This window comes from Acinetobacter sp. AM, from assembly GCF_003105055.1.
Classification (GTDB): domain Bacteria; phylum Pseudomonadota; class Gammaproteobacteria; order Pseudomonadales; family Moraxellaceae; genus Acinetobacter; species Acinetobacter tibetensis.
On record NZ_QETG01000040.1, the window covers coordinates 1 to 23,055 of the forward strand.

Consider the following 23,055-nt stretch of genomic DNA (forward strand, 5'->3'; position numbering starts at 1 on the left):
GTATAAATAGTAAAATTTATATAAAACAGTATATTGAATATATTTCCCGTTATAAAAAAATCAAGTATGAGCTATTATGAATCATATATGTATTTTTTTTGTGCGTTGTGTAAGTGTTCATTGTAGGTCTGGTTGTTGTACTTTTTGGTCAATTGTAGCTAGGAAGGTGTTAGATAAAAATACGATAAATATCTAATAAAAAATAACTTTAAATGATGTGATTTTTTTAAATACTGGCAAGTTTTTCAGGATGGCACGAAATTCGCTTTAGCCTCAAATCATTGTGGATTCATGATTTAAGCAGAGGACGGATGACATAGAATTTGCTTAAATGGAACATGGATAACAATAAACACATCAGTTTAAAAACAATGCATGACGCAGCGCTTAAGCGAGCAGCACAGGAAAGGTAAAAATTGGAAGCCAAAAAATTAAGAATTGCCATTTTAACCCTGTTGATTTCATCGGGCTGTATACTGCAAGCCAATGCTGCGGCACAGCCCAACAAGATTTTACACGTGGCGATAGAAGCGCCTGATGATGGTTTTGATATGGTCAAAACCTACAATTTTTACAGCGGAAAAATAACCGAGGTTATTTTTGAACCTTTGCTGAAATACGATTATTTAGCCCGTCCCGTACAGTTGGTGCCGAATACGGTACAAGCTTTGCCGCGTATCGAGCAAAATGGCAAGGTTTATACCTTTAAGATTAAGCCAGGAATTTATTTTTCTCCCGATCCTGCGTTTAAGGGGCAGCGTCGTGAACTCAAAGCACAAGATTATATTTACAGCATTCAACGTATTTTAGACCCGAAAAATCGTTCGACTACCTATTCATTCATTGATGGAAAAATTGTGGGGGGCAATGAAGCCAATGCACTGGCCAAGAAAACGGGAAAGTTTAATTACGATGCTCCGATTGCAGGTTTAAAAGCCCTTGATCCCTATACCTTACAAATTACTCTGACCCGTCCTGATTATAATTTTCAGTATATTCTGGCGTATGTCACCTTTGGCGCCACAGCACGCGAAGTAGTTGAATATTATGCTGATCGTATTGCGCAGCATCCTGTTGGGACTGGGCCGTATCAACTGAGCAAGTATGTTCCGCGTAGCAAAATTGAATTGATCGCCAACCCGTATTACCGTGGTTTTGTCTGGAATTTCAAATCGACAGGTAGCACTTGGGATAACCGACTGGTACAAGAAATGTCAGGCAAACAGATGCCGCAAATTGGTAAAGTCGAGGTCAGTATTATTGAAGAAGAACAATCGCGCTGGCTGGCATTTAAAACAGGGCAGCTCGATTTCGACAAATTAACTTCGAATGCTGTGCCGCAAGCACTGGATGGTCAGAAACTGAAACCTGAGTTGGTCAAGCAAGGGATTCAGCACTACCCCAATAAAGACCCCGAAATTACCTACACCATGTTCAATATGAAAGATCCCACTGTTGGTGGGTTTGGGCTGGATAAAATTGCCTTACGTCGTGCGATCACTTTGTCATTCAATCAAGACGAAGCGATTAAACAACTCTATAAGGGACAGGCAGTTCGGTCTGAAATGCTGGTTCCAGACGGTGTGCAGGGCTTCAATCCGAATTATCGCAGTAGCCTTGCCTATAATCCTATCTTGGCCAATAAACTACTGGATCGTTTTGGCTATAAAAAAGGTGCAGATGGTTATCGGACTTTACCCAATGGCAAAGCACTCACTTTAAAGTTTATGACGGAAAACAGTTCCAGTTCCGTGGTGCAATCTGAACTGTGGAAAAAGAATCTGGATGTAATAGGCATTCGAGTTGATTTTCAAGTGAGTAATTTTGCCGATAATTTAAAAGCAGCAACACAATGTAAATATATGCTGTGGGGAGGAGCGTGGATTGCTGATTATCCAGAAGGGGAAAATTTTGCGCAGTTGCTGTATGGGCCGAATTCAGCACAGGGCAATTTAAGTTGTTATCAATCCAAAAGCTATGATGCGCTGTATCAGCAAATGTTAGGTTTACCACCACAGCAACGCTTAACGTATTACGAAAAATTAAGCCGTCAGATTGAAGCTGATAATCCATGGATTATTCATAGTAGCCGTATTCGCAACTGGTTGTTGCATCCACAGGTTCTGGGTTTCAAAGCTCATCCGATGATGAATACCAATTGGCAATATTTAGATATACAGCCTGTAAAAAATAAATAAGCTTGGACGAAGAATGAAACAGTTGAATAAAAAAAATCAGTATTGGCTTAAAGGGGTATTGATCGGTGGCCTTTTAATCTCAAGCTCTATGAGTTTATTGGCACAAAGCCCTGCCGACCCACACAAAGTCTTACGTTATGTATTCCCTGTGGCTGAAACAGGGTTTGATCCCGCAGGTGTGCATGATTTGTATTCTGCACATGTCAACGGTTCAATTTTTGAGACTTTGTTTACCTACGATTATTTGGCATCGCCTGCAAAGTTGGTTCCACGTACCGCAGTCGCCTTACCTGAAGTTAGTGCCGATGGTTTGACCTATACCATTCGTATCCAAAAGGGCATTTATTTTGCCGCAGATCCAGTCTTTAAGGGCAAAAAGCGTGAACTAACTTCGGCAGATTATGTGTATACCTTTAAACGCCTACTCGATCCGAACTTGCGTTCTCCGAACAGTTGGTTACTGGATGGACGTATTTTAGGAATGGACACAGTATTAAAACAGGCGGCTAAAACAGGCAAGTTTAATTACGATCAACCCGTTGCAGGTTTGCAAACGCCTGACCGATATACCTTGGTGATTCGTTTAACCAGTCCTGATCAAAACTTTCCGATGTTACTGGCACATCAACCTGCGGGTGCCGTGGCACGTGAAGTGATTGAGAAGTATCGAGATAAAGCAGGTTTTGTGATGGGGCATCCTGTCGGGACGGGGCCATATATGCTAACTCGTTGGACGCCTGGTTCCCGCATTATTTTGAAAGCCAATCCTGATTTTCGTAGTTTTGTCTGGAACTTTAAGGCTTCTACGGCAGAAGACCAGAAAATTGTCAAAGCCATGCAAGGCAAAAAAATGCCACAAATTGGCGTGATTGATATTCAGGTGATGGAAGAAGGGCAATCACGTTGGTTATCTTTTATTAAAGATGAAATTGATTTGTTTGCTTTGGATGGAGAATTAACCGTTCAAGCTTTACAAAATGGCAAACTCAAACCTGAGCTAGCGAAAAAAGGCGTACAACTGTCACGGATTACCGATCCTTCCATTGATTATCATTATTGGAATATGCAAAACCCAGTCGTGGGTGGTATGAGCAAAGACAAAATCGCTTTACGTCGTGCCATGGCGATGGCCTTTTCGGCAGATAACTACATCAATATTTTACAAAAAGGCGATGCACAACGCTTACAAGCCCCGATTCCAAATGGCGTGGTGGGCTATGATCCAAACTATAAAAGCAGTATTCCTTATTCTGTTAAAGCCGCCAATCTACTGTTAGACCGCTATCACTATAAAGTCGGTGCAGATGGTTGGCGTACTTTGCCGAATGGTAAACCTTTGCAAATTAATATGACGATCTCAGGTAATAGTGCGCGGAGTCAACAACAGGCAGAATTTTGGAAGAAAACGCTGGATAGCGTCAAAATTAAAATGAGCACCCAGTCTTTGCCATTTGCCGAAGCACTCAAGTTAGAAAAGCAATGCAAGACCATGTTTAAAAGTTCGGCTTGGATTGCCGATTATCCAGATGCCGACAACTTTATGCAGTTGTTCTATGGCAAAAATATCAACGTGACCAACAATGCTTGCGTAAAAATTCCTGAATATGACCGTTTGTATGAACAAACTCAAAAAATGCCGCCTAGTCCAGAACGAGATGCGTTGTATCGGAAAATGTCACGCTTGCTCGAAGTGTATATGCCCGTACAAATCATTGGTGCACGTTATCGTAATGTCTTGGCACAACCTCGCGTGATTGGTTTTAAAAAGCATCCGATTTTGCCTGCGGAATGGATGTACATCGATATTGACATGAAGAAATAGAAATTAAATAAAACTGGAGTAATGATGAATCACCTGACCTTTAAATTGACCACATTCAGTGTTTTGACTTTTGCTATACAGCAGTTCACTTTTGCAGATTCTCCCACACGTCAGACCTTGCCGCAATTTCAAGCCCAAGATATTCCTGCCTTGTGTGATGCCAAAATTCAGGACATTCAACAGCAGCTCAAGCGTTTTGAAGCCAAGCCTATGACGGGACAGAACAATGCTGCGCCTGTACTGGCAGAATGGGATCGTATTTTTGCTTCGTTTGAAGATTTTTATGGACCCATTGGCTTATACAGCAATGTTTCTCCAGACGCAGCTTTGCGTAAAGCCGCTGAAGATTGTGAAATCAAGATTAGTCAATTCCAGACCGATATTTATCAAAATCCGAAACTGTATCAACAAATCAAGGGCACCCAAGCCAGTGATGCGATTGATAGCAAGTTTCGGGAAGATTTACTCAATGATTTTGAAAAAACAGGGATTCAGTTAAGTGCCGAAAGGCAAGCACGTTTAAAAGTGATTTTGGCAGAACTGGCGAAGATTGAGCAGGAATATGCGCGTAATGTGCGTGATAATCCGCAAAAGCTGGAGTTTACACCTGCCGAATTAAAAGGATTGCCACAAAGCTATATCGATGCCTTAAAGAAAAATGACCAAGGCAATTATTTACTCGGTTTTGAATATCCCGAATATCGTCCTTTCATGGAATTGGCAGACAACGATGCTGCACGTAAGCGTTATCAAATTGCCTATACCCGCCGTGGGGGGGAGCGTAATTTGATCTTGCTGAAACAAGCCATGGACTTGCGTTATGAATTGGCCCAATTGTTTGGTAAATCCAGTTATGCGGAGTGGGCGCTGCATAAACGTATGGCAGAAACGCCTGAAACCGTAAACAAGTTTTTGGCGGAGGTGCATGCGACGGTTGCACCTTTAGAACAAAAAGAAGTGAATACACTGCGCGAGTTTCAAGCGAAAACCTTAAATATCCCCTTAGCGCAAGCCAAAATCGAACGATGGAGTGAGGCATATTGGAGTGAAAAGCTGCGTAAAGCCAAGTATCAGATCGACCAAGAAAAAATGCGGGAATATTTCCCAACTCAAGCCGCACAGGACTGGTTATTCGCTATTTCATCTAACCTGTATGGCATTGAATTTAAACCTGCCAAAGTCGATGTTTGGCAGAACGAAGTTGAATATTACGATGTGACCGATCAGAAAACAGGACAGCTTTTGGGTGGGCTATATGTCGATAAATTCCCACGTGAAGGCAAATACGGACATGCTGCGGTATGGGGAGTATATGGGGGTAGCAGCTTAACGGGGCGTAAACCGATTTCGGCATTGGTTACCAATTTTAACCGCAAAGGCTTAAATAGTGATGAACTGGAAACCTTTGTGCACGAGTTTGGACATGCATTGCATGGCATTTTGTCGACTACCCGTTATTCAGCCCAATCGGGTACATCGGTAGAACGTGACTTTGTTGAAGCTCCTTCGCAAATGTATGAGGAGTGGGCAAGACGCAAAGAAACATTATCGAAAGTGGCAGATTATTGCCAACCTGCATGTCCTCGGGTCGATGATAAGTTGATTACCAAACTGAATGCAGTACACAGTTATGGTCGTGGCTTGCATTATGCTCGTCAAACTTTGTATGCCCAATATGATATGGCACTACATGGCAGTAATGCTTTGAAGGTACAGCCCTTAGATGTCTGGAAGAAAATGGAAGGCTCAACCGCACTGGGCTATGTACCCAACACGGAATTTCCTGGGCAGTTTGGGCACATCATGGGCGGCTATCAAGTGGGTTATTACGGCTATATGTGGTCTGAAGTGCTGGCTTTAGACATGCTTTCTGCTTTTGGCAAGAATTTAAATAATCCAGAAGTGGGGCAACGTTATCGCCAAACCATCTTATCTCAAGGCGGCCAGAAACCTGCGGAAGACTTGGTGAAAGATTTCTTGGGTCGTAAACCCGACAACAAAGCCTTTTTCGATGAAATTACAGGCCAACGGGTTAAATAGGGGGGCATCAAGATGCTGGCATATATCATACGTCGCCTATGGCAAATGATTCCGACCATGCTCGGAGTTGTATTGCTAATTTTCTTTCTGTTTAACTGGGTGGGGGGAGATCCTGCTTACATTCTGGCAGGTAAAATGTCCAATCCAGAACAGATTGAAAATATTCGCCAACAGTTGGGTGTCGATCAACCCTACTATGTACAGTTGTGGATTTTCATCAAACAGATTTTGACCTTTGATTATGGTCTGAGCTGGAGTACAGGGGAGTCTGTTTCACAAATTATCACCACACGTTTAGGTCCATCACTGACCTTACTCATTCCACTCACGATTTTACAAACTGTGATCTCAATTATTCTGGCATTGGCGGTTTCCGCGGTGCGTGGCACTCTAACGGATCGTATGATCATGATGATGTGCACGATTGGCATGTCGATCAGTATTTTGGTGTATATCATTGTTTTTCAGTATGTATTTGCTTATCAACTGAGTTGGTTCCCCGTGCAAGGTTGGAGTGATCGTTTTAGTGAAAACCTATTTAAATACGCCTTACTGCCGATTTTAATCATGCTGGTGGTCAGTATTGCACCGACCTTAAGACTTTACCGCAGCTTTGTTCTCGATGAAGTGAATCAGGACTATGTGCGTACAGCACGTGCCAAAGGGGTGGGAGAACGTCGTATTCTTGGCGTGCATGTACTGCGCAATGCCTCTATCCCGATTATTACCGATGTTATGGCGACCTTACCTGCATTGTTGATTGGGGCATTTTTGATTGAGCGCTTTTTTGGTATTCCAGGCATTGGACGGGAAGTGATTATTGCGGTCGAACGCAGTGATTTCCCTGTGATTAAAGCTATCACGGTTTATGTGGCAGCAGCCACCATGCTTTTTAACCTGATTGCCGATCTGGTGTATAAGCTGGTCGATCCTCGCGTACAGTTGAAGTAGGTGAACTATGTTAAGTGTGATATTTAAAAGAAAAGCACTGGATACCACAGACACCACTTCTTCTGGACTTTGGCAACTGGCGATGCGTCGATTAAAGGCAGATCGTATCGCGATGATCTCATTGTTTGTGGTGCTGTGTTATTTCGTGATGTTATTGCTGTCCATGACAGGAGTAATTGCTTCGAACTGGAATAAAGAAGTCGCTGTTAGCTATGCGCCTCCCACCTTTATGGGGGCAGATGCTGTCCGCGATACAACTGAAAAAGTCGCTACTCAATCACAGGCTTTACCTGAAAATCCCGTTGATCCTTTAAAAGATGTGATTCGTGAACTCAATGCCGAAATTGCCAAAGAACAAAGTGCTGGTGGCGCTATAGATTATTACGGCGTGGTTGATCCATTGGCGGAGGACATGAAAGCGATAGATCAGCAATTGGATGGGCATTTGTTGGATCAGCAGGCTGAATTAAAACAAACTCTTCCTTTTGGCGCGGACAAATGGGGACAAGATGTCTTGCAAAAAACCATTAAAGGGGCAGAAACATCCATTATTGTTGGTGTGGTCGCAGCCTTATTGGCGGTGGTGATTGGGACGGTACTTGGAGCAATTTCAGGTTACTTTGGTGGCTGGGTCGATGATGTCCTGAACTGGTTTTATAACATCTTCACTTCTATTCCTTATCTGTTACTGATTTTAGCCATTGCAGCGGTACTACAGCAAAAAGGCATTGTTTCTATTGTATTGATATTGGGTTTAACAGGTTGGACGGGTGTTTATCGTTTAATTCGTGCTGAGTATATGAAACATACCTCGCGTGAATATGTGCTGGCTGCCAAAGCTATTGGGGTCAGTCATTTTAGACGTATGTTTGTCCATATTTTCCCGAATGTCAGTCATATTGCTTTGGTGCAAATCTCGATTCTTGTGGTGGCCTTTATTAAGTCTGAAGTCATTCTCAGCTTCTTGGGTTTTGGTGTACCCGTAGGGGTCGTGTCTTGGGGCAGTATGCTGAATGAGGCACAAAGTGAATTGATTTTAGGTAAATGGTGGCAATTGGCGGCAGCTTCCGTCGCGATGGCAGTTTTGGTCACCGCATTTTCCATGTTTACCGATGCATTGCGTGATGCACTGGACCCAAAACTAAAATAAGAGGTGTATGAACATGACTGAATCAAAACAAAACTCAATCTTATTAAAAGTTGAAAATCTTAAAGTCAGTTTTAAGGGAGAAAATAAACAGTACATCGAAACGGTGAAGGGAATATCATTTGAAATTCCAGTGCATACCACGGTTGCCTTAGTGGGCGAGTCGGGCAGTGGTAAATCGGTAACATCTCTTGCGACCATGGGTTTACTGCCCCCAGAGCAAAGCCGTATTTCGGCAGAAAGTAAGATTGTGTTTGAAGGCGTGAATTTACTGACCTTATCACGTGCAGAGATGCGAAAAATTTGTGGCAAAGACATCGCCATGATTTTTCAGGAACCGATGTCTTCGCTGAATCCTGTATTTACTGTGGGCGATCAGATTGCAGAAGTACTCAGGCTACATTTGGCCATGGGGCGTAAGCAAGCCAGAGCACGTACTTTAGAGTTACTCAAAGAAGTCGGTATTCCTTCTCCTGAAACCAAAATTGATGCTTATCCCAGTCAGCTTTCGGGTGGGCAGCAACAACGTGTGATGATTGCGATGGCAATTGCCTGTGAACCGAAGTTATTGATTGCGGATGAACCCACCACAGCACTCGATGTGACTATTCAAAAGCAAATTTTAGATTTATTACAAGACTTACAGCAACGCCGTAATATGTCGATGCTGTTTATTACCCATGATTTGGCATTGGTGGGTGAAATTGCCGATCGCGTGATTGTGATGCGTCACGGGGAAATTCGTGAGCAAGGCGCAGTAAAATCAGTCTTGGAGCAGCCACAAGATATTTATACCCGTGCCTTATTACAATGTCGTCCGCAACTGTCACAACGCCCGTTCCGCTTGCCGATGATCAGTGACTTTATGCAGCAACAAGGTCAGGATTGGATAGAAAAAGTGGTGACTGAACAGCCTCGTGTACAGCGACAACGCGGGCTGAAGGGCAATGAAGAAATTATTCTGGATGTTCGAGACTTAAAAAAATCATTTTATAGTCGTAAAGGGTTGTTTGGTCGAGAAGAGTATCAGGCGGTCAAAGGTGTTTCGTTTCAATTGGCGAAAGGCAAAACATTAGGCTTGGTGGGGGAGTCAGGTTCAGGTAAAACCACCATTGGGCTATTACTCATGCGGTTGCAACAAGCAACAGGGGGAACGGCTCGGATTTATGGACAAGATATCTTGGCAATGTCAGATAAGCAGTTTGCCCAGTTTCAACGTAAAATTCAGATTATTTTTCAAAATCCTTATGCATCGCTTAATCCGCGCTTTACGGTAGGACAAATTCTACTGGAGCCGATGCAGGTGCATGGTATTGGTACCAATGATGCTGAACGCAAAAAAATCGCTTTGGATCTGTTGGAGCGAGTCAGTTTGCCCGCATCGGCATATCATCGTTATCCACATGAGTTTTCAGGTGGACAGCGACAGCGCATTGCGATTGCGCGTTGCCTAACCTTAAAACCTGAAATCTTGATCTGTGATGAATCGGTGTCGGCATTGGATGTTTCCGTACAAGCACAGGTCTTGAATTTGCTGCAAGATTTACAGGATGAATTTGGCTTGAGTTATATTTTTATCTCACATGATTTGTCAGTGGTGAAATATATTTCTGATCAAATTATGGTCATGAATCATGGGGATATTGTCGAAATTGCCAATTCGGATGATTTGTATCAGTCGCCACAACATGAATATACCCAACGCTTACTCAGTGCTATACCAAGGGGAGTGTAATCAATCGCTGAGTTTGGATAACTAAAACGCGCTTATTAAACTGCATCCACATCACATATAAAAAGAGCCACTCGAAAGTGGCTCAAATTTTAATTTGAATGATTAAAACTTTTTAAAACTTTTGTTTACGCCAAATGGCTTACGCGGAGCTTGTTCATCACGCGCATCACGTTGACCATATGAGCCTTTGTTGCCAAAGTTTTCTGAGCGGTTATCACGTTGTGCATAACCCGTGTTCTGGCGTTGTTCACGTTGACCATAGCCTGTTTGCGCATTGTCCTGACGACGTTGGCTATGACCATTTGGGTTTTCACGACGTTCACGGTTGAAGGCTGGCTTCGCTTGTTGTTGACCTTCATCTTCATTGTCACGACGTTGCTGACGTAAGAAACCGCCACGACGTGCTACCAGTGGTTTTTCTTGCATACGTTCAGTACGGCGTTTTGCCATGCCGAATAAACCTGTACCTTGACGTGGCTTAAGTTCAACCGATTTGGTTAAATTGTCGATGTCGTTTTTGTCCAACTCTATCCAACGGCCAGTACGGAGTTCGCGCGGTAAAATCACGGTGCCATAACGGGTACGTAATAGGCGGCTCACTTTCAAACCTTGAGATTCAAAAATACGACGCACTTCGCGGTTACGACCTTCTTTTACCACCACTTGGAACCAACGGTTAATTCCTTCACCGCCAATCTCAGAGAATGATTCAAATTTTGCAGGGCCATCGTCTAATACGACACCACGCAGCATATTATTTTTAATTTGCGGCGTTACTTCACCCATAACACGCACTGCGTATTCACGCTCAATTTCATTCGATGGGTGCATTAAGCGGTTTGCTAGTTCACCATCATTTGTGAACAGCAACAAGCCTGTAGAGTTAATATCCAGACGACCCACCATCACCCAACGATCATTGGTAATGCTCGGCAAGTTATCAAACACCGTTGGGCGTTGTTCAGGATCATTACGTGAACAAATTTCACCTTCTGGTTTGTAGTAAATTAAAACACGACGGCGAATTTCGTCTTCAATTTGGAACTGCACTTTACGACCATCGATGCGAAGCTCATCGCCTGGCTCAATACGTTCGCCTACTTGGGCAACTTGACCGTTGACACTCACGCGACCAGCAGCAATCACTTCTTCCATATAACGGCGAGAGCCGAGACCAACTCGTGCGAGCACCTTTTGCAATTTTTCACTCATGACAGCATAACCTTAGAAATTATCATCAACAGTTCACCTATTTAAGACCTCGGTGCTTGCGCATCGAGAGCCATAAAAGCTTCCTTGGCATCCTGTAGGGGAGGCAATTGACCAACTGATGTTAGGCCAAAAGCATTTAAAAACTGTGGCGTTGTAACTAACAACGCGGGTCTTCCAGGGAGTTCCCTAAAACCAGATTCTTTAATCCAGTTCCAGTCGAACAAAGTTCTTAATATTTGACTATTATTCGAGACTCCACGAATTTGTTCAATGTCCGCACGAGTCACGGGTTGATGGTAAGCCACCACCGCTAGAATTTCGAGCAGAGAAGGCGATAAGCGTGTTGGACGCTCAGGCCACGTTTGACTAATCATCTGACGATACTTAGCGCGTACTTGAAAGCGGAAACCTTGTGCAGTTTCTACCAGTTCAATCGAGCGACCATGTTGTAAAACCATGAGTTGTTGTATCAGTTGGCGCAGTTCAGATTTGGAATATCGATCTTGAAATGCCTCTTTCAGACGTGCCAAAGAAACCGGTGCATCACTCGCAAAAATAATGGCTTCCAGTTGCATCAACATTTCATGTTGAATTTCTGATTGAGAAAACAGATCCGCTTCACTCATAGGTGTGCTCCTTGGACACTAAGAGGCGCCTCTATACCTGAACCAATAATTTGAATGCGTTGTTGACGGGTCAGTTCCAGCACGGCCATAAAAGTGACGACCACACCCATACGACCCTGACTTGGTTTGAGTAATTCAATAAAATCGAGAACTTCACCGGCTTGCAGCTTTTCTTCAATAAATGCAATTCGTTCTTCAAGCAATACTGGTTCTTGCTCAATTTTATGGGTCACTGGCTCTGGGCGGTTAAACACACAAAATAAAGCGTCATACAATAGATTGGCGGAAAAGCCATCATGACGGGCAGCAACATCCCCAAGACTGACATTGGTCTGAAAAGTATCTCGTTCTAAAATACTCATTTGGCCCAAACGCTCAGCCGCTTGTTTCACGCGAAGATAAGTTTCTAACCGATCAATCAGTTCTTGTTTCGGGTCTTTTTCAACGGCAATACTGGTAGGCTTTGGCAGTAATAAACGGGATTTTAAATCAGCCAATAAGGCTGCCATCACCATATAGTCAGCAGTCAGCTCAATATTTAGTGACTTCATGGCATCCATGTAAGAAAGATATTGGGCTGCAATCGGAGCAATATCTAACTGTAATAAGTCGAAGCCATTTTTTTGAATTAAGTAAATTAAAAAGTCGAGTGGTCCTTCGAAATGCTCCAAGAGAATTTCAAATGCGGCAGGAGGAATATATAAATCCTCAGGGATGGAGTCTTGCCATTCATCTAGAACACGGATGTGCGGCATTTCTTCCATAGCATTAGGGACGGATTGATTCATTACAGTTATTGGCCACGCGAATTTTCAAAGGCATGATTATGTGTTTTCGAATCAGTACTTAGGGGAGAAAGTAGGGGTGATTAAAAAATACATAATTTTAATAGGCCTTAGTGTAATGCATATTAGGAAATGAATAAATTACTTGGGGGGGTAAATAACAAAAAAGTATTAAATAAATATGGGGTATTTATTTGCGTGATGAAGGTTTAAATTATCATTTAAAAAAAACGAAGAATAGAAAAAATTATAAAATGACGATAAAACAAGACCATAAACGTTAACAAATGGATTAGGGGAGGGACTAGGCCCCCTAACCCTGATAGTTAAATTTATTCAAAAGCACTAACATCACCTACGCCTTTACGAATCACAACAGGGCTCTCTCCTGATAAATCCACAATACTGGTGGTGCTTAAGGTACCTAAACCGCCATCAATAAAGACATCAATGCGTTTTTCCAGTTGCATCTCAATTTCATAGGGGTCATCTAAAGGATCGTCAATACCTGGTAAAATCAGCGTACTGGTCAGTAGCGGTTCACCTAATTCTTTCAGTAGCATCTGACAAATTGGGTTGCTTGGAATGCGTAGACCAATGGTTTTCTTTTTGGGGTGCATCAAGCGTTTAGGTACTTCACTGGTGGCTGGTAAAATGAAAGTGGTCACGGCAGGGGTATTATTTTTCAGTAAACGATACATGGCATTGTCTACTTTGGCGTAGGTGGCAATGTCAGATAAATCTGAACAAATAATCGCGTACTGATGCTTTGGCCCTAAACCACGGATCTGAGAAATACGCTCCATGGCATTCTTATTTCCAATCTGACATCCAATCGCATAAGCAGCATCAGTTGGATAAACCACCACGTCACCCGCACGGATGCGTTCCACTGCCTGACTGATTAAGCGCGGTTGTGGATTATCAGGATGTATTCTTAAGTGCAACATATTGTTCTCCTGATTTTTTAGATATTATTTGCTGAAATTACAACATCTTGTCATGTAATTTTGATGAATTTCTGTAATTAATCCAGCATTTCGCGTTGAAACTCGCCACTTTGTAATCTTTTGCCACCTCGCGTACACGTACAGACACAGTCAATAAAGTATTGGGCATCTCGAGGTAGCGCCATTTCTCCAGAGCAATAACGCTGAACTTGTGCATATACATGATCTTTAAAAGTCGAGCCATCACCACCTTCACCCGTTAAATTGTCGAGTGAAACCCGAAATTTACGTCCAAAGGCTTTGGCAAACATCCATTCAATGGCTTGAGGCTTAATTTCCACTTGCTCAAATAAAGCTTGTTGTTCTTGTGTGCGACCATCAGGAGCATACCAATAGCCTAAATCGGGGAGTAGGCGACGTTGTTCACCCGCAATGCTCCAATGGCTAATTTCATGTAATGCACTATTAAAGAAACCATGAGCAAATTGAATACGTGCAGGCTGTTGCTGTGTCGCTGGAAAATATTCAGGTTCGTGTTCGCCGCGAATCAAATTCACATTAAGGTGGGAAAACCAGTAATTAAAGTGTAAGATGAGCCAGTCAACTTGTTCAGTTTCTGACTGTAAATTCGCCCATTCCAAACGTTGCACTTGGTCTGGTGAAATGTCAAAATGAACAGTTGAAAGTGTGCTAATAAGTGATTTTTTATTCACTTCTGTTTGCGGCTGCAACAGATGCATGACTGTGTTACCCAAAATGGTCTGTCTAAATAAGTACAAAATTGTATCTTAATCTTTGACAGAGTACTGATGAATTTGTAGAATTGCCGCCTTAATTATGTCAGCAAATACCTTTCCGGCACAGATTGAGCCGTTTAAATGGGCTGAACAAGGCTTTACATGGTCAGGTACCCTGCCATTGTCTCGCTTTGCTCGTATCGCTCGTGAAGCTGTTGGATCAATTGATGATCAATTGATTAACATAGACTGTAAGCTATCAATGGATGCGTATCATCGCATTGTATGGCTAGATGGTCGCGTTGAAACGCAGGTTCCAATGGAATGCCAACGCTGTTTAGGCACGGTACACATTGAACTCGTTTCAGATTTTCATCTAGCTCTAGTGGATGATGAGTCACTGATAGAGCGCTTGGATGAGGATGCTGATTTCATCGTCTTAGGTGAAAGTGAAGCAACGACGAAAGGTAGCTATGATGCACCTGCGACGGCTGATTTACTGTCTCTGATAGAAGATGAATTGTTATTGTTGATGCCTTTGTCTCCTAAGCATGATGCTTGTGAACATAAGCACCAACCTGCCATTGAAGAGCTTGTCGAAGAGAAGCGGGATAACCCGTTTGATGTTTTGGCAAGTTTGAAGGGTAAACTTAACTAATTTTTGTGTTATACTCTTCCGTATAAGACAACTGAATTTGTTCTGATCCATATTTTTCGATTTGTAAGGAGCCATCATGGCCGTTCAGCAAAACCGTAAAAGTCGCTCTCGCCGTGACATGCGCCGTTCACATGACGCTTTAACCGAGAATGCATTAACTGTAGACCAAGCTACTGGCGAGATTCACCGTCGTCACCATGTATCTAAAGATGGTATCTACCGTGGTCGTCAATTATTCGCTAAAGCATCTGCTGAATAATTGATGAAGCATTAAGTGATAAGCTTAGTGAAAAAATTGGGAGCGTAAGCTCCCTTTTTTTTGTCTTCGATTTTTGTTGTATTTCGCAATTACCAAAAACAAAATTAAGTGTTAAATTTCCGCTCCATGAATGAGCAGTGACTACATAAAGGATTTTTTATATGTCTGCTAGACCACTTGAACAAGCAGCTCAAGCAACAAAAACTGCATTTGTGTTTCCAGGTCAAGGTTCGCAAAAAGTCGGCATGCTGGCTGAACTTGCTGAACAGTTTAGTGGTGTTCGTGACACTTTCGCGGAAGCTTCTGAAGCCCTTGGTTTTGATTTGTGGCATATTGCCCAAAGCGGTGAAGGCTTAGACCAAACTGAATTTACTCAACCTGTATTGCTGACAGCCAGTATTGCTTTATGGCGTGTTTGGTTAGAGTTGGGCGGTGTAGTGCCTAAATATCTTGCTGGTCACTCATTAGGTGAATACAGTGCTTTGGTTGCTGCGGGTGCAATGTCTTTGGGTGATGCTGTTAAGTTAGTCAACTTACGTGGCAAACTTATGCAAAGTGCTGTACCGCAAGGTCAGGGGGCAATGGCGGCTATTTTGGGTCTAGAAGATGCCAAAGTCCTTGAGCTATGTGCTGAAGTTTCAGCGCAGGGTCAGGGTTCGGTAGAAGCTGCAAACTATAACGCGCAAGGTCAGGTGGTGATTGCAGGTGATAAAGCCGCAGTAGAAGCAGTCATGGCTATGGCAAAAGAACAATCTGGCAAGGCAATTGCACTTCCAGTATCAGTTCCATCACATTGTTCGCTGATGAAACCTGCTGCTGAGCAATTCGCGCATGCTTTGGAACAAACTGCCATTGAGCTACCTAGCATTCCTGTAATACAAAATGTCAACGCGGAAATCGCGACGGATGTAGCGCAATTACGTCAGGCATTGACTGCGCAACTGTATCAGTCGGTGCAGTGGACAAAGACAATGCAGACTGTGCAAGATCAGGGCATACAATATATTGTTGAATGTGGTCCTGGTAATGTCCTTGCCAATCTTGCGAAACGTTTGCCGAATATAGAAAAAGCATTCCCAATCGATACGAAAGGTCGAGTGGAGGATGCGCTGAATGCCATTTTAGTGGCGGAAGGGAAAATTGCATGACACAAGAACGCAAAGTCGCATTAGTGACAGGCGCGAGTCGAGGGATTGGTGCTGCCATCGCTCAACAACTCATTCAAGACGGTTATTTTGTAGTAGGTACAGCGACTTCTGAGTCTGGTGCAGAAAAATTATCAGCAGCATTTGGTGAGAATGGTGCAGGTAAAGTGCTAGATGTACGTGATGGTACTGCAATTGATGCTTTGGTTACAGATATCGAACAAAATTATGGTTCAGTTCTTGCACTTGTAAATAATGCAGGGATTACCAAAGATAATTTGTTGTTGCGTATGTCTGAAGATGATTGGGATGATATTCTCAATATTCATCTAAAAGCGGTATACCGCTTATCAAAACGTGTTCTTAAAGGCATGACCAAAGCGCGTTTTGGACGAATTATTAATATTAGTTCTGTGGTTGCACATTTCGCAAACCCAGGCCAGGCAAACTATTCAGCTGCTAAAGCAGGGATTGAGGCATTTAGCCGCAGCCTTGCCAAAGAAATGGGTAGCCGCCAAATTACTGTAAACTCAGTTGCACCAGGTTTCATCGCAACTGAAATGACAGAACAGTTAAGCGAAGAAATTCGTAAAAAAATGAGTGATCAAGTGGCACTTCAACGCTTAGGTGAACCACAAGATATCGCGAATGCTGTAAGTTTCTTGGCTTCTGAGAAGGCAAGTTATATTACAGGTACGGTTTTACACGTAAATGGTGGTTTATACATGAGCTAATTAGCTGATGGATTAACTTTCAAAAAATTAAAGTTTCAATTAAACTGATGGCATTTAAAAACGCCACAAGCAATGAGGAGAATTCCTGTGAGCGATATCGAACAACGCGTTAAACAAGCGGTTGCAGAACAATTGGGTCTTAAAGTAGAAGAGATCAAAAACGAAGCATCTTTTATGGATGACTTGGGTGCAGACTCTCTAGACCTAGTTGAACTTGTAATGTCTTTCGAAAATGATTTCGACATCACTATCCCTGATGAAGATTCTAACGAAATCACTACAGTTCAATCTGCAATTGACTATGTTTCTAAGAAACTTGGTTAATTGTTGATGTTCAGCGCTGCTGAAAGAAAAGCCACCTTTTAGGTGGCTTTTTTAATGTCTGTATGGGCTAAGCTGCTTAGGTGTATTGATATGAGAAATCAGTTCAGTCATATGAATATACCAAGAAAAGGGGATGGTGCTTCTTCAGATTCAATTTTACTGTATTGAATACAGAATAATGAAAAGACTTAAAACTAGAAAAGTGATGTATTTGATTGTTAAAGTTGAGTATTTTAGTTGGTCTATTTGTAACAAATAATGTATGCCAAGATACTTGGCTTTGCATGTTTATAAGTTATGCTTAAAAATAAGTAAAATTGATAATAAATAAATATATATAATTAATATGCATATGTGTAAACAAGAGATAAATATTAATTTTTTGGTTAACTGGTTCTCATTTTTAAACAAATTAGTTCCTCTATATTTACTAAGCTTATTTTAATAGACTTATTGAATAAGAAATTCATCTGTCTGTTTTTTGTTATTGTTAATAATAACTTAATAATTACATCATGTGTTACTTTGTAAATTTTTAATTAACTTATTGAATTTAATTGTTAAAATCACCTTGAAATACAAGCCACAGTGTTCTGTATATAAGAAATATCTAAAGTAAAAATATGAGAATACGAAATAAACAAGTACAACAAATGACTTGGCATAAAAGAATTACTTTATTGATCACATTATTATGTAGTAGTTCGGTTTATGCGGTTCAGTTACAGACGTTGTTAAAAACAGCTTTGGAGCAAGACCCAATGATGTTGGAAGCACAAGCCAATGAGGAAGCAGCGTTAAGCAAGGTTGAAGAGTCAAAATCGCTACATTATCCAACTTTAGCTTTGACAGCTAATCAAATTCTGGATCAATCTCACGAGAGTCAATATGACTATGCGAGTGAAGATTTTACACCTGGGGTGAGAGGTAGCCTGAATTTATATTCATTTGGTGCAATTAGTGCTCAGGTAGATCGTGATGAAAAAAAATCTCAATATTTTGAGCAAAAAATTGATGAGACTGCGGAAGAGCTAGGTTACAACATTGGTTCTGAATATTTAAAAGCTCTCAATGCACATGAAGCGCTGGCTGTACAAATGCGAAGTTTGGAACGTCACAATAAGTTTACGCATGATATTAGTGTGATTGTGCAATATGATGCGGGTCGTCGTTCAGAGCTCACACAAGCACGCGCTCGCCAAATGCAGGTAGAACACACCATTAGTAGTTTGCAGCGTGAATTGGGTTTTGCGCTGAGTCATCTTAAGAAATATTCACCAGAAGTGATTGATCAAGACGCGCTAAGAGATCCATTTATCGGTCTGGCACCATCTCAATTTATATCACGTTATCAACTGGGTGAAGTTACTCAACATCCTTCTTATTTGGCTCAGGAGGCGGAGTTAGAGAGTATTCGCTCTGAGGTGAAGTACCGTAAAGCAAAGCGTTATCCAAGTATTAACTTGGAAGGCAATGTGACCACAGAAGACCGTGAAGTGTATTTGAACATGTCGTGGGATTTGTTGAACCGCGGTGCGAAATATTCTGTTGAACAAAGTGGGCAATCCGCAGTGGCAGCTAAAGCACGACTTGATCAAATTCAGCGTGATATTGAGGAACGTGCACGTACTGCTGAAATTGACATGTTTCAAAGTCAGCAAAAAATGAATATTTCACAGGAGCAAATTTTAGCATCCCGTAAAGTGGTGAGTGACAATGAAAAACAATTCAAAATTGCGCGAAAAAGCTTAATTGATGTGCTTAATGCGTATAACGAATTAGCAAGTGTCGAAATGGCTTATGTGACGGCACAGAATGATTATCGAATGGCAGCGCTCGCTTATTTGCGTGCTCAAGCCAACATTAGCAATTGGGTGAAGCAGTAAGAATAAAAACTGCTGATCCAAAGTGGATGTGGATCATGCTTAATTGACTTGAAGGTCAAATAATTAAAATAGGATGACATAACGAGAATGAAATCCATAATAGAGCATATTGCTTTGGTAACCCGACTGTTGGGGAGCCCTTTACCTGTCGCAACGTTGATGGCACAGGTAACGCATGACCAAAATTTAAATGTCAATTACCCTTCTTTAGTTGAAGTATTAAAAAGTCATGGCTTTGAAAATACGTTAAGTAAAAAAGCACTCAATGAAATTCCTACTTTAGCCGTGCCTGTGGTGATTGTTTTGCAGCAAAATGAAGCTGCAGTGATTACTCAAATTCATGGTAGTGGGGCAGATCGAGTTTATGAATTACAACAAATTGATGGTTTAAAGCAAAGAATTGATCATGCGCAGCTATCAGCATTGTACTTGGGGTACTGTTGGTTTATTAAACCTAAATTAGCCAGTGACTTACGTTCTGAATTGCCAGAATATCACTTACCTAAAGCATGGTTCTGGAAGGTCATTTGGCGTTTTAAGGCTTATTATTCGCAAGTCATCTTAGCGACATTCATCATTAATTTCTTGGCATTGGTCAGCTCACTTTATGTCATGAATGTCTATGATCGCGTTATTCCGAACAAATCTTATGAAACACTGTGGGTGCTCAGTATTGGGGTAATTTTGGCAATAAGCTTTGAGTTTACTGCAAAAATGATCCGTGGGCATTTAACAGATATTGCAGGTAAAAAAGCGGATTTAATTATTAGTTCGGCTATTTTTCGTCGTGTGATGAGTTTGGATTTAGCAGAACGTCCAGTGTCATCAGGTTCCTATGCCAATAACCTGCGTGAATTTGAATCTGTGCGGGAGTTTATGACCAGTGCCAGTCTGTTGGTGTTGGTTGATTTACCATTCCTTTTGCTTTTTATTGCTGTAATTTGGATGATTGGCGGTGCACTGGCAATGGTTCCCTTAATTTTAATACCAATCGTGATGCTGGTTGGAATGTTGTCTCAGAGACCTTTAGCACGCTATATCAGTGAATCAATGAAAGAGTCTTCACAGCGCCAAGGTTTGGCGGTAGAGGCTATAGAGGGGATCGAAACATTAAAAGCCAATAATGCAACCAGTTGGGCACAGCAAAAGTGGGATTATTACACAGCTAAAACTGCTGTTTCGAGCACTAAAACTCGTGATTTGAGTAATTTTGTGGTTAATTTTTCTGTTGCCATACAGCAATTAAATACCGTGATTTTGGTGATTGTTGGAACTTATCTCATTCACAGTCCGGATCCAAACCATAAAATTACCATGGGGGCTTTGATTGCCTCGGTCATTTTATCTGGGCGTGCATTGGCACCATTGGCGCAAATTTCGAGTTTAGCGATTCGTTTTCAACAAGCCAAAATTGGGCTACAAGGGCTGCAAAGCATTATTGAGCGTAAAATTGAACGTCATCCAGATCGGCAATATATCAGCTTAGACCAGGTCAGTGGCGAACTTAAATTTCAAAATGTGTGTTTTAAATATCAGACAGATATTCCTCCTGTACTTAAGGGTATAAATCTGAATATTGCACCTGGTGAAAAGGTGGGAATACTCGGGAAAATCGGCAGTGGTAAAACGACAACTTTAAAGCTCGCCAGTGGCATGTTTGAACCACTAGAGGGAAATGTCACGCTGGATGGTGTGGATTTACGTCAGTTGGATCCTAATTATTTACGTAATCAGGTTGCTCTACTAGGGCAAGCACCACGTCTTTTTCTTGGGACGCTACGTGAAAATTTAGATTTGTCGAGACAAGATGGTTTTTCTACAGATCAAGAGTTGTTGCAGGCTTTGAAGCGCTTTGGTTTGGACAGCTTAATTCAAAATCATCCGCGCGGTTTAGATATGCCTTTGGGTGAGGATGGTTTGGGGCTTTCGGGTGGGCAGAAGCAAATTATAGCGTTGGCTCGCTTAACATTGCGTTCTCCACGTGTGGTGTTATTGGATGAGCCGACCAACGGCTTAGACCAGTTAACTGAACGACAAACACTGACGGCATTGCATCAATGGTGTAAAGACAAAACTTTGTTAGTGGTGACGCATCGTACTCAAGTTCTGAGCATTGTGAGTCGCGTTATTGTCATTGACCAAGGACAGGTGGTCATGGATGGCCCCAGAGATGAAGTGTTGAAAAAACTTGCTTTAAATGAGCAGACCAAATCGACAACACAACAGAATTCTACGGTTGCGACAGGGCAAACAAGTTCTGCTGTAGCAGCGGGGCAAAAAGAAGGTCGCACCATCGTGATCAAACCAGATCATGCATCGACTGTGCAGAATCACCCTAACACTACACAATTAGAAAAAATAAATGTTGAGTAGTCGTGTGTAGCAAGGCGACATCAACGTAAGTGAGGCATATGGAAGAATATCGAAATCCACCCGCAGATCGGGTTCAGTCGAAAGACTTGAAATTGTTAAATGATTTGAATGCCGCCTTACAAACGGAAAGGCATACGGGTCTGTTTTGGACAATTGGGTTGCTCTTTGTATTTTTGATTGTGTTTGTTTTTTGGGCGTATCACAGCCATGTAGAAGAAGTGACGCGCGGTCAAGGTAGTGTTATTCCAACCAGTCGTGAACAAATTTTGCAAAGTTTAGACCCAGGAACCATCAAGGAAATGCTGGTGAAAGAAGGAGATGTTGTTGAAAAAGGACAAATTTTACTTCGTCTCGATGATACCCGAAGTTCTGCTATTTTAAGAGAGAGTGAGGCAAAAGTTGCTAATCTTGAAGCAATGTCTGCCCGTTTAAGAGCGGAATCTTATGGTACGAAAATTCAGTTTCCTGATGGAATTAGTGAATCTTTAAAACATCGTGAACGCGCAGCATATGTTGCACGTCGTCGTGCAGTAGATGATGCTGTTGCAGGGTTGCAAACCAGTAAAGCCATGTTGGATCGTGAAATTTCAATTACGTCACCCATGGTGGCAGAGGGGGTGATGTCCGAAGTTGAGCTGCTACGTATGCGACGTCAATCTTCTGATTTGGCTTTACAAATAAATGAAAAGCGAAATCAATATGCCGCAGATGCGAATAATGAGTTGGTTCGAGTCGAGTCTGAATTGGCTCAAGCCAAAGAAAATATGGCGATGCGTGCAGACCCTGTAGATCGTTCACTTATTCGCGCACCCTTAAGAGGAATTGTTAAAAATATCAAGATTAATACGGTGGGTGGCGTAGTACAGGCTGGGCAAGACATTATGGAAATTGTGCCGCTCAATGACAAATTATTGGTTGAAGCTTATATCCGCCCTCAAGATGTTGCATTTGTTCATCCTGGGCTTGGTGCGATTGTAAAAGTGACTGCTTATGACTATGCCTTGTATGGTGGCTTAGAAGGTAAGGTGACTTTAATTAGCCCTGACACATTAAGAGATAAAACACGACCGAGTGAACTGAATTTAAATCCTGATGAGGCGTACTACCGTATTTTGGTTGAAACCAACCAGAACTCACTAACCGATAAAAATGGTAAAACCATGCCGATTATTCCCGGCATGATTGCCAGTGTGGATGTAAAAACAGGAGAGAAAACCATATTTCAATATTTAATAAAACCAATCACTCGAATGAAGCAAGCTTTGCAAGAGAGATAGCAATATTTTGTTGGCAGAAACTCTATATTTTAATAGGGTTTTTGTTATTAAAATAAATGGGCCATAATTCGGTTAATAGCTTATTGTTTTAATAAAATAAAGTATATTTTGGATATAAGTTATATGGTGTTGATTTTTTCGAACATGTTTATAGCATTAAACTGTCCAATCTTTATTTAAAAACTAATCAGTCTAA

19 protein-coding genes are annotated in these 23,055 nt (G+C 41.8%); 14 read left to right on the forward strand and 5 right to left on the reverse strand.

Features of this window, described 5'->3' with window-relative positions:
* The first annotated feature begins 416 nt into the window (after nt 1–416).
* Genes DCO44_RS15755 through DCO44_RS15780 form a run of 6 tightly spaced genes read left to right on the forward strand, consistent with a single transcriptional unit; the run spans nt 417 to nt 9,893 of the window.
* Entirely contained in the window at nt 417–2,198 is a 1,782-nt protein-coding gene (locus DCO44_RS15755) for an ABC transporter substrate-binding protein (RefSeq protein ID WP_116763547.1), read from the forward strand.
* A 13-nt stretch (nt 2,199–2,211) separates the two neighbouring features.
* Nucleotides 2,212–4,020, forward strand: coding sequence for an ABC transporter substrate-binding protein (locus DCO44_RS15760; protein WP_116763549.1), 1,809 nt, complete (start codon nt 2,212–2,214; stop codon nt 4,018–4,020).
* 24 nt (nt 4,021–4,044) lie between these two features.
* Complete coding sequence (locus tag DCO44_RS15765) at nt 4,045–6,060, forward strand: M3 family metallopeptidase (protein WP_116763551.1); 2,016 nt, start codon at nt 4,045–4,047, stop codon at nt 6,058–6,060.
* Between the two features lie 12 nt (nt 6,061–6,072).
* The gene (locus DCO44_RS15770) at nt 6,073–7,011 is read left to right on the forward strand and encodes an ABC transporter permease (RefSeq protein WP_116763553.1); all 939 of its coding nucleotides are present in this window, start codon (nt 6,073–6,075) and stop codon (nt 7,009–7,011) included.
* A gap of 7 nt (nt 7,012–7,018) precedes the next feature.
* On the forward strand, nt 7,019–8,161 hold the full coding sequence (locus DCO44_RS15775) for an ABC transporter permease (protein ID WP_116763555.1): 1,143 nt from the start codon (nt 7,019–7,021) through the stop codon (nt 8,159–8,161).
* 13 nt (nt 8,162–8,174) lie between these two features.
* The gene (locus tag DCO44_RS15780; protein ID WP_116763556.1) at nt 8,175–9,893 is read left to right on the forward strand and encodes an ABC transporter ATP-binding protein; all 1,719 of its coding nucleotides are present in this window, start codon (nt 8,175–8,177) and stop codon (nt 9,891–9,893) included.
* Between the two features lie 102 nt (nt 9,894–9,995).
* Here the strand turns inward: DCO44_RS15780 and rluB are convergent, their stop codons facing one another.
* The 5 genes from rluB to DCO44_RS15805 form a co-directional block, all read right to left on the reverse strand.
* The gene (rluB, locus tag DCO44_RS15785) at nt 9,996–11,105 is read right to left on the reverse strand and encodes a 23S rRNA pseudouridine(2605) synthase RluB (protein WP_116763558.1); all 1,110 of its coding nucleotides are present in this window, start codon (nt 11,103–11,105) and stop codon (nt 9,996–9,998) included.
* Between the two features lie 41 nt (nt 11,106–11,146).
* Nucleotides 11,147–11,731 carry an SMC-Scp complex subunit ScpB gene (scpB, locus tag DCO44_RS15790; protein WP_116763560.1) on the reverse strand — a complete coding sequence of 195 codons (585 nt, stop codon included), beginning with the start codon at nt 11,729–11,731 and terminating at the stop codon, nt 11,147–11,149.
* Entirely contained in the window at nt 11,728–12,519 is a 792-nt protein-coding gene (locus DCO44_RS15795) for a segregation and condensation protein A (RefSeq protein ID WP_116763562.1), read from the reverse strand. Before DCO44_RS15795 ends, scpB begins: the two co-directional genes overlap by 4 nt.
* 329 nt (nt 12,520–12,848) lie before the next feature.
* Entirely contained in the window at nt 12,849–13,466 is a 618-nt protein-coding gene (locus tag DCO44_RS15800; protein ID WP_116763564.1) for an L-threonylcarbamoyladenylate synthase, read from the reverse strand.
* 77 nt (nt 13,467–13,543) lie between these two features.
* A complete protein-coding gene (locus DCO44_RS15805) occupies nt 13,544–14,206 on the reverse strand; it encodes an elongation factor P hydroxylase (RefSeq protein ID WP_116763566.1) in 663 nt (220 codons plus the stop codon).
* A 97-nt stretch (nt 14,207–14,303) separates the two neighbouring features.
* Here DCO44_RS15805 and DCO44_RS15810 point away from each other — a divergent pair, with 97 nt between their 5' ends.
* The 8 genes from DCO44_RS15810 (at nt 14,304) to DCO44_RS15845 (ending at nt 22,859) form a co-directional block, all read left to right on the forward strand.
* Entirely contained in the window at nt 14,304–14,861 is a 558-nt protein-coding gene (locus tag DCO44_RS15810) for a YceD family protein (RefSeq protein ID WP_116763568.1), read from the forward strand.
* A gap of 76 nt (nt 14,862–14,937) precedes the next feature.
* On the forward strand, nt 14,938–15,120 hold the full coding sequence (gene rpmF, locus DCO44_RS15815) for a 50S ribosomal protein L32 (protein ID WP_004695348.1): 183 nt from the start codon (nt 14,938–14,940) through the stop codon (nt 15,118–15,120).
* Between the two features lie 161 nt (nt 15,121–15,281).
* Nucleotides 15,282–16,268: an ACP S-malonyltransferase gene (gene fabD / locus DCO44_RS15820; RefSeq protein WP_116763570.1), complete on the forward strand. Its 987-nt coding sequence runs from the start codon at nt 15,282–15,284 to the stop codon at nt 16,266–16,268.
* On the forward strand, nt 16,265–16,999 hold the full coding sequence (fabG, locus tag DCO44_RS15825; RefSeq protein ID WP_116763572.1) for a 3-oxoacyl-ACP reductase FabG: 735 nt from the start codon (nt 16,265–16,267) through the stop codon (nt 16,997–16,999). Before fabD ends, fabG begins: the two co-directional genes overlap by 4 nt.
* Before the next feature lie 87 nt (nt 17,000–17,086).
* Entirely contained in the window at nt 17,087–17,323 is a 237-nt protein-coding gene (gene acpP, locus DCO44_RS15830) for an acyl carrier protein (protein WP_016166057.1), read from the forward strand.
* A gap of 623 nt (nt 17,324–17,946) precedes the next feature.
* Complete coding sequence (locus tag DCO44_RS15835) at nt 17,947–19,209, forward strand: TolC family protein (protein ID WP_116763574.1); 1,263 nt, start codon at nt 17,947–17,949, stop codon at nt 19,207–19,209.
* Between the two features lie 87 nt (nt 19,210–19,296).
* Nucleotides 19,297–21,582 (forward strand): type I secretion system permease/ATPase, encoded by a 2,286-nt coding sequence (locus tag DCO44_RS15840; protein ID WP_116763576.1) that lies wholly within the window; start codon nt 19,297–19,299, stop codon nt 21,580–21,582.
* Between the two features lie 38 nt (nt 21,583–21,620).
* Nucleotides 21,621–22,859 carry an HlyD family type I secretion periplasmic adaptor subunit gene (locus tag DCO44_RS15845; protein WP_116763578.1) on the forward strand — a complete coding sequence of 413 codons (1,239 nt, stop codon included), beginning with the start codon at nt 21,621–21,623 and terminating at the stop codon, nt 22,857–22,859.
* Nucleotides 22,860–23,055: the final 196 nt, after the last annotated feature.

Coding starts and splice junctions, on each gene's coding strand:
- DCO44_RS15760 (WP_116763549.1), top strand. CDS start 2,212: ATGAAACAGTTGAATAAAAAAAATCAGTATTGGCTTAAAGGGGTATTG.
- DCO44_RS15765 (WP_116763551.1), top strand. CDS start 4,045: ATGAATCACCTGACCTTTAAATTGACCACATTCAGTGTTTTGACTTTT.
- DCO44_RS15770 (WP_116763553.1), top strand. CDS start 6,073: ATGCTGGCATATATCATACGTCGCCTATGGCAAATGATTCCGACCATG.
- DCO44_RS15775 (WP_116763555.1), top strand. CDS start 7,019: ATGTTAAGTGTGATATTTAAAAGAAAAGCACTGGATACCACAGACACC.
- DCO44_RS15780 (WP_116763556.1), top strand. CDS start 8,175: ATGACTGAATCAAAACAAAACTCAATCTTATTAAAAGTTGAAAATCTT.
- rluB (WP_116763558.1), bottom strand. CDS start 11,105: ATGAGTGAAAAATTGCAAAAGGTGCTCGCACGAGTTGGTCTCGGCTCT.
- scpB (WP_116763560.1), bottom strand. CDS start 11,731: ATGAGTGAAGCGGATCTGTTTTCTCAATCAGAAATTCAACATGAAATG.
- DCO44_RS15795 (WP_116763562.1), bottom strand. CDS start 12,519: ATGAATCAATCCGTCCCTAATGCTATGGAAGAAATGCCGCACATCCGT.
- DCO44_RS15800 (WP_116763564.1), bottom strand. CDS start 13,466: ATGTTGCACTTAAGAATACATCCTGATAATCCACAACCGCGCTTAATC.
- DCO44_RS15805 (WP_116763566.1), bottom strand. CDS start 14,206: ATGCATCTGTTGCAGCCGCAAACAGAAGTGAATAAAAAATCACTTATT.
- DCO44_RS15810 (WP_116763568.1), top strand. CDS start 14,304: ATGTCAGCAAATACCTTTCCGGCACAGATTGAGCCGTTTAAATGGGCT.
- rpmF (WP_004695348.1), top strand. CDS start 14,938: ATGGCCGTTCAGCAAAACCGTAAAAGTCGCTCTCGCCGTGACATGCGC.
- fabD (WP_116763570.1), top strand. CDS start 15,282: ATGTCTGCTAGACCACTTGAACAAGCAGCTCAAGCAACAAAAACTGCA.
- fabG (WP_116763572.1), top strand. CDS start 16,265: ATGACACAAGAACGCAAAGTCGCATTAGTGACAGGCGCGAGTCGAGGG.
- DCO44_RS15835 (WP_116763574.1), top strand. CDS start 17,947: ATGAGAATACGAAATAAACAAGTACAACAAATGACTTGGCATAAAAGA.
- DCO44_RS15840 (WP_116763576.1), top strand. CDS start 19,297: ATGAAATCCATAATAGAGCATATTGCTTTGGTAACCCGACTGTTGGGG.
- DCO44_RS15845 (WP_116763578.1), top strand. CDS start 21,621: ATGGAAGAATATCGAAATCCACCCGCAGATCGGGTTCAGTCGAAAGAC.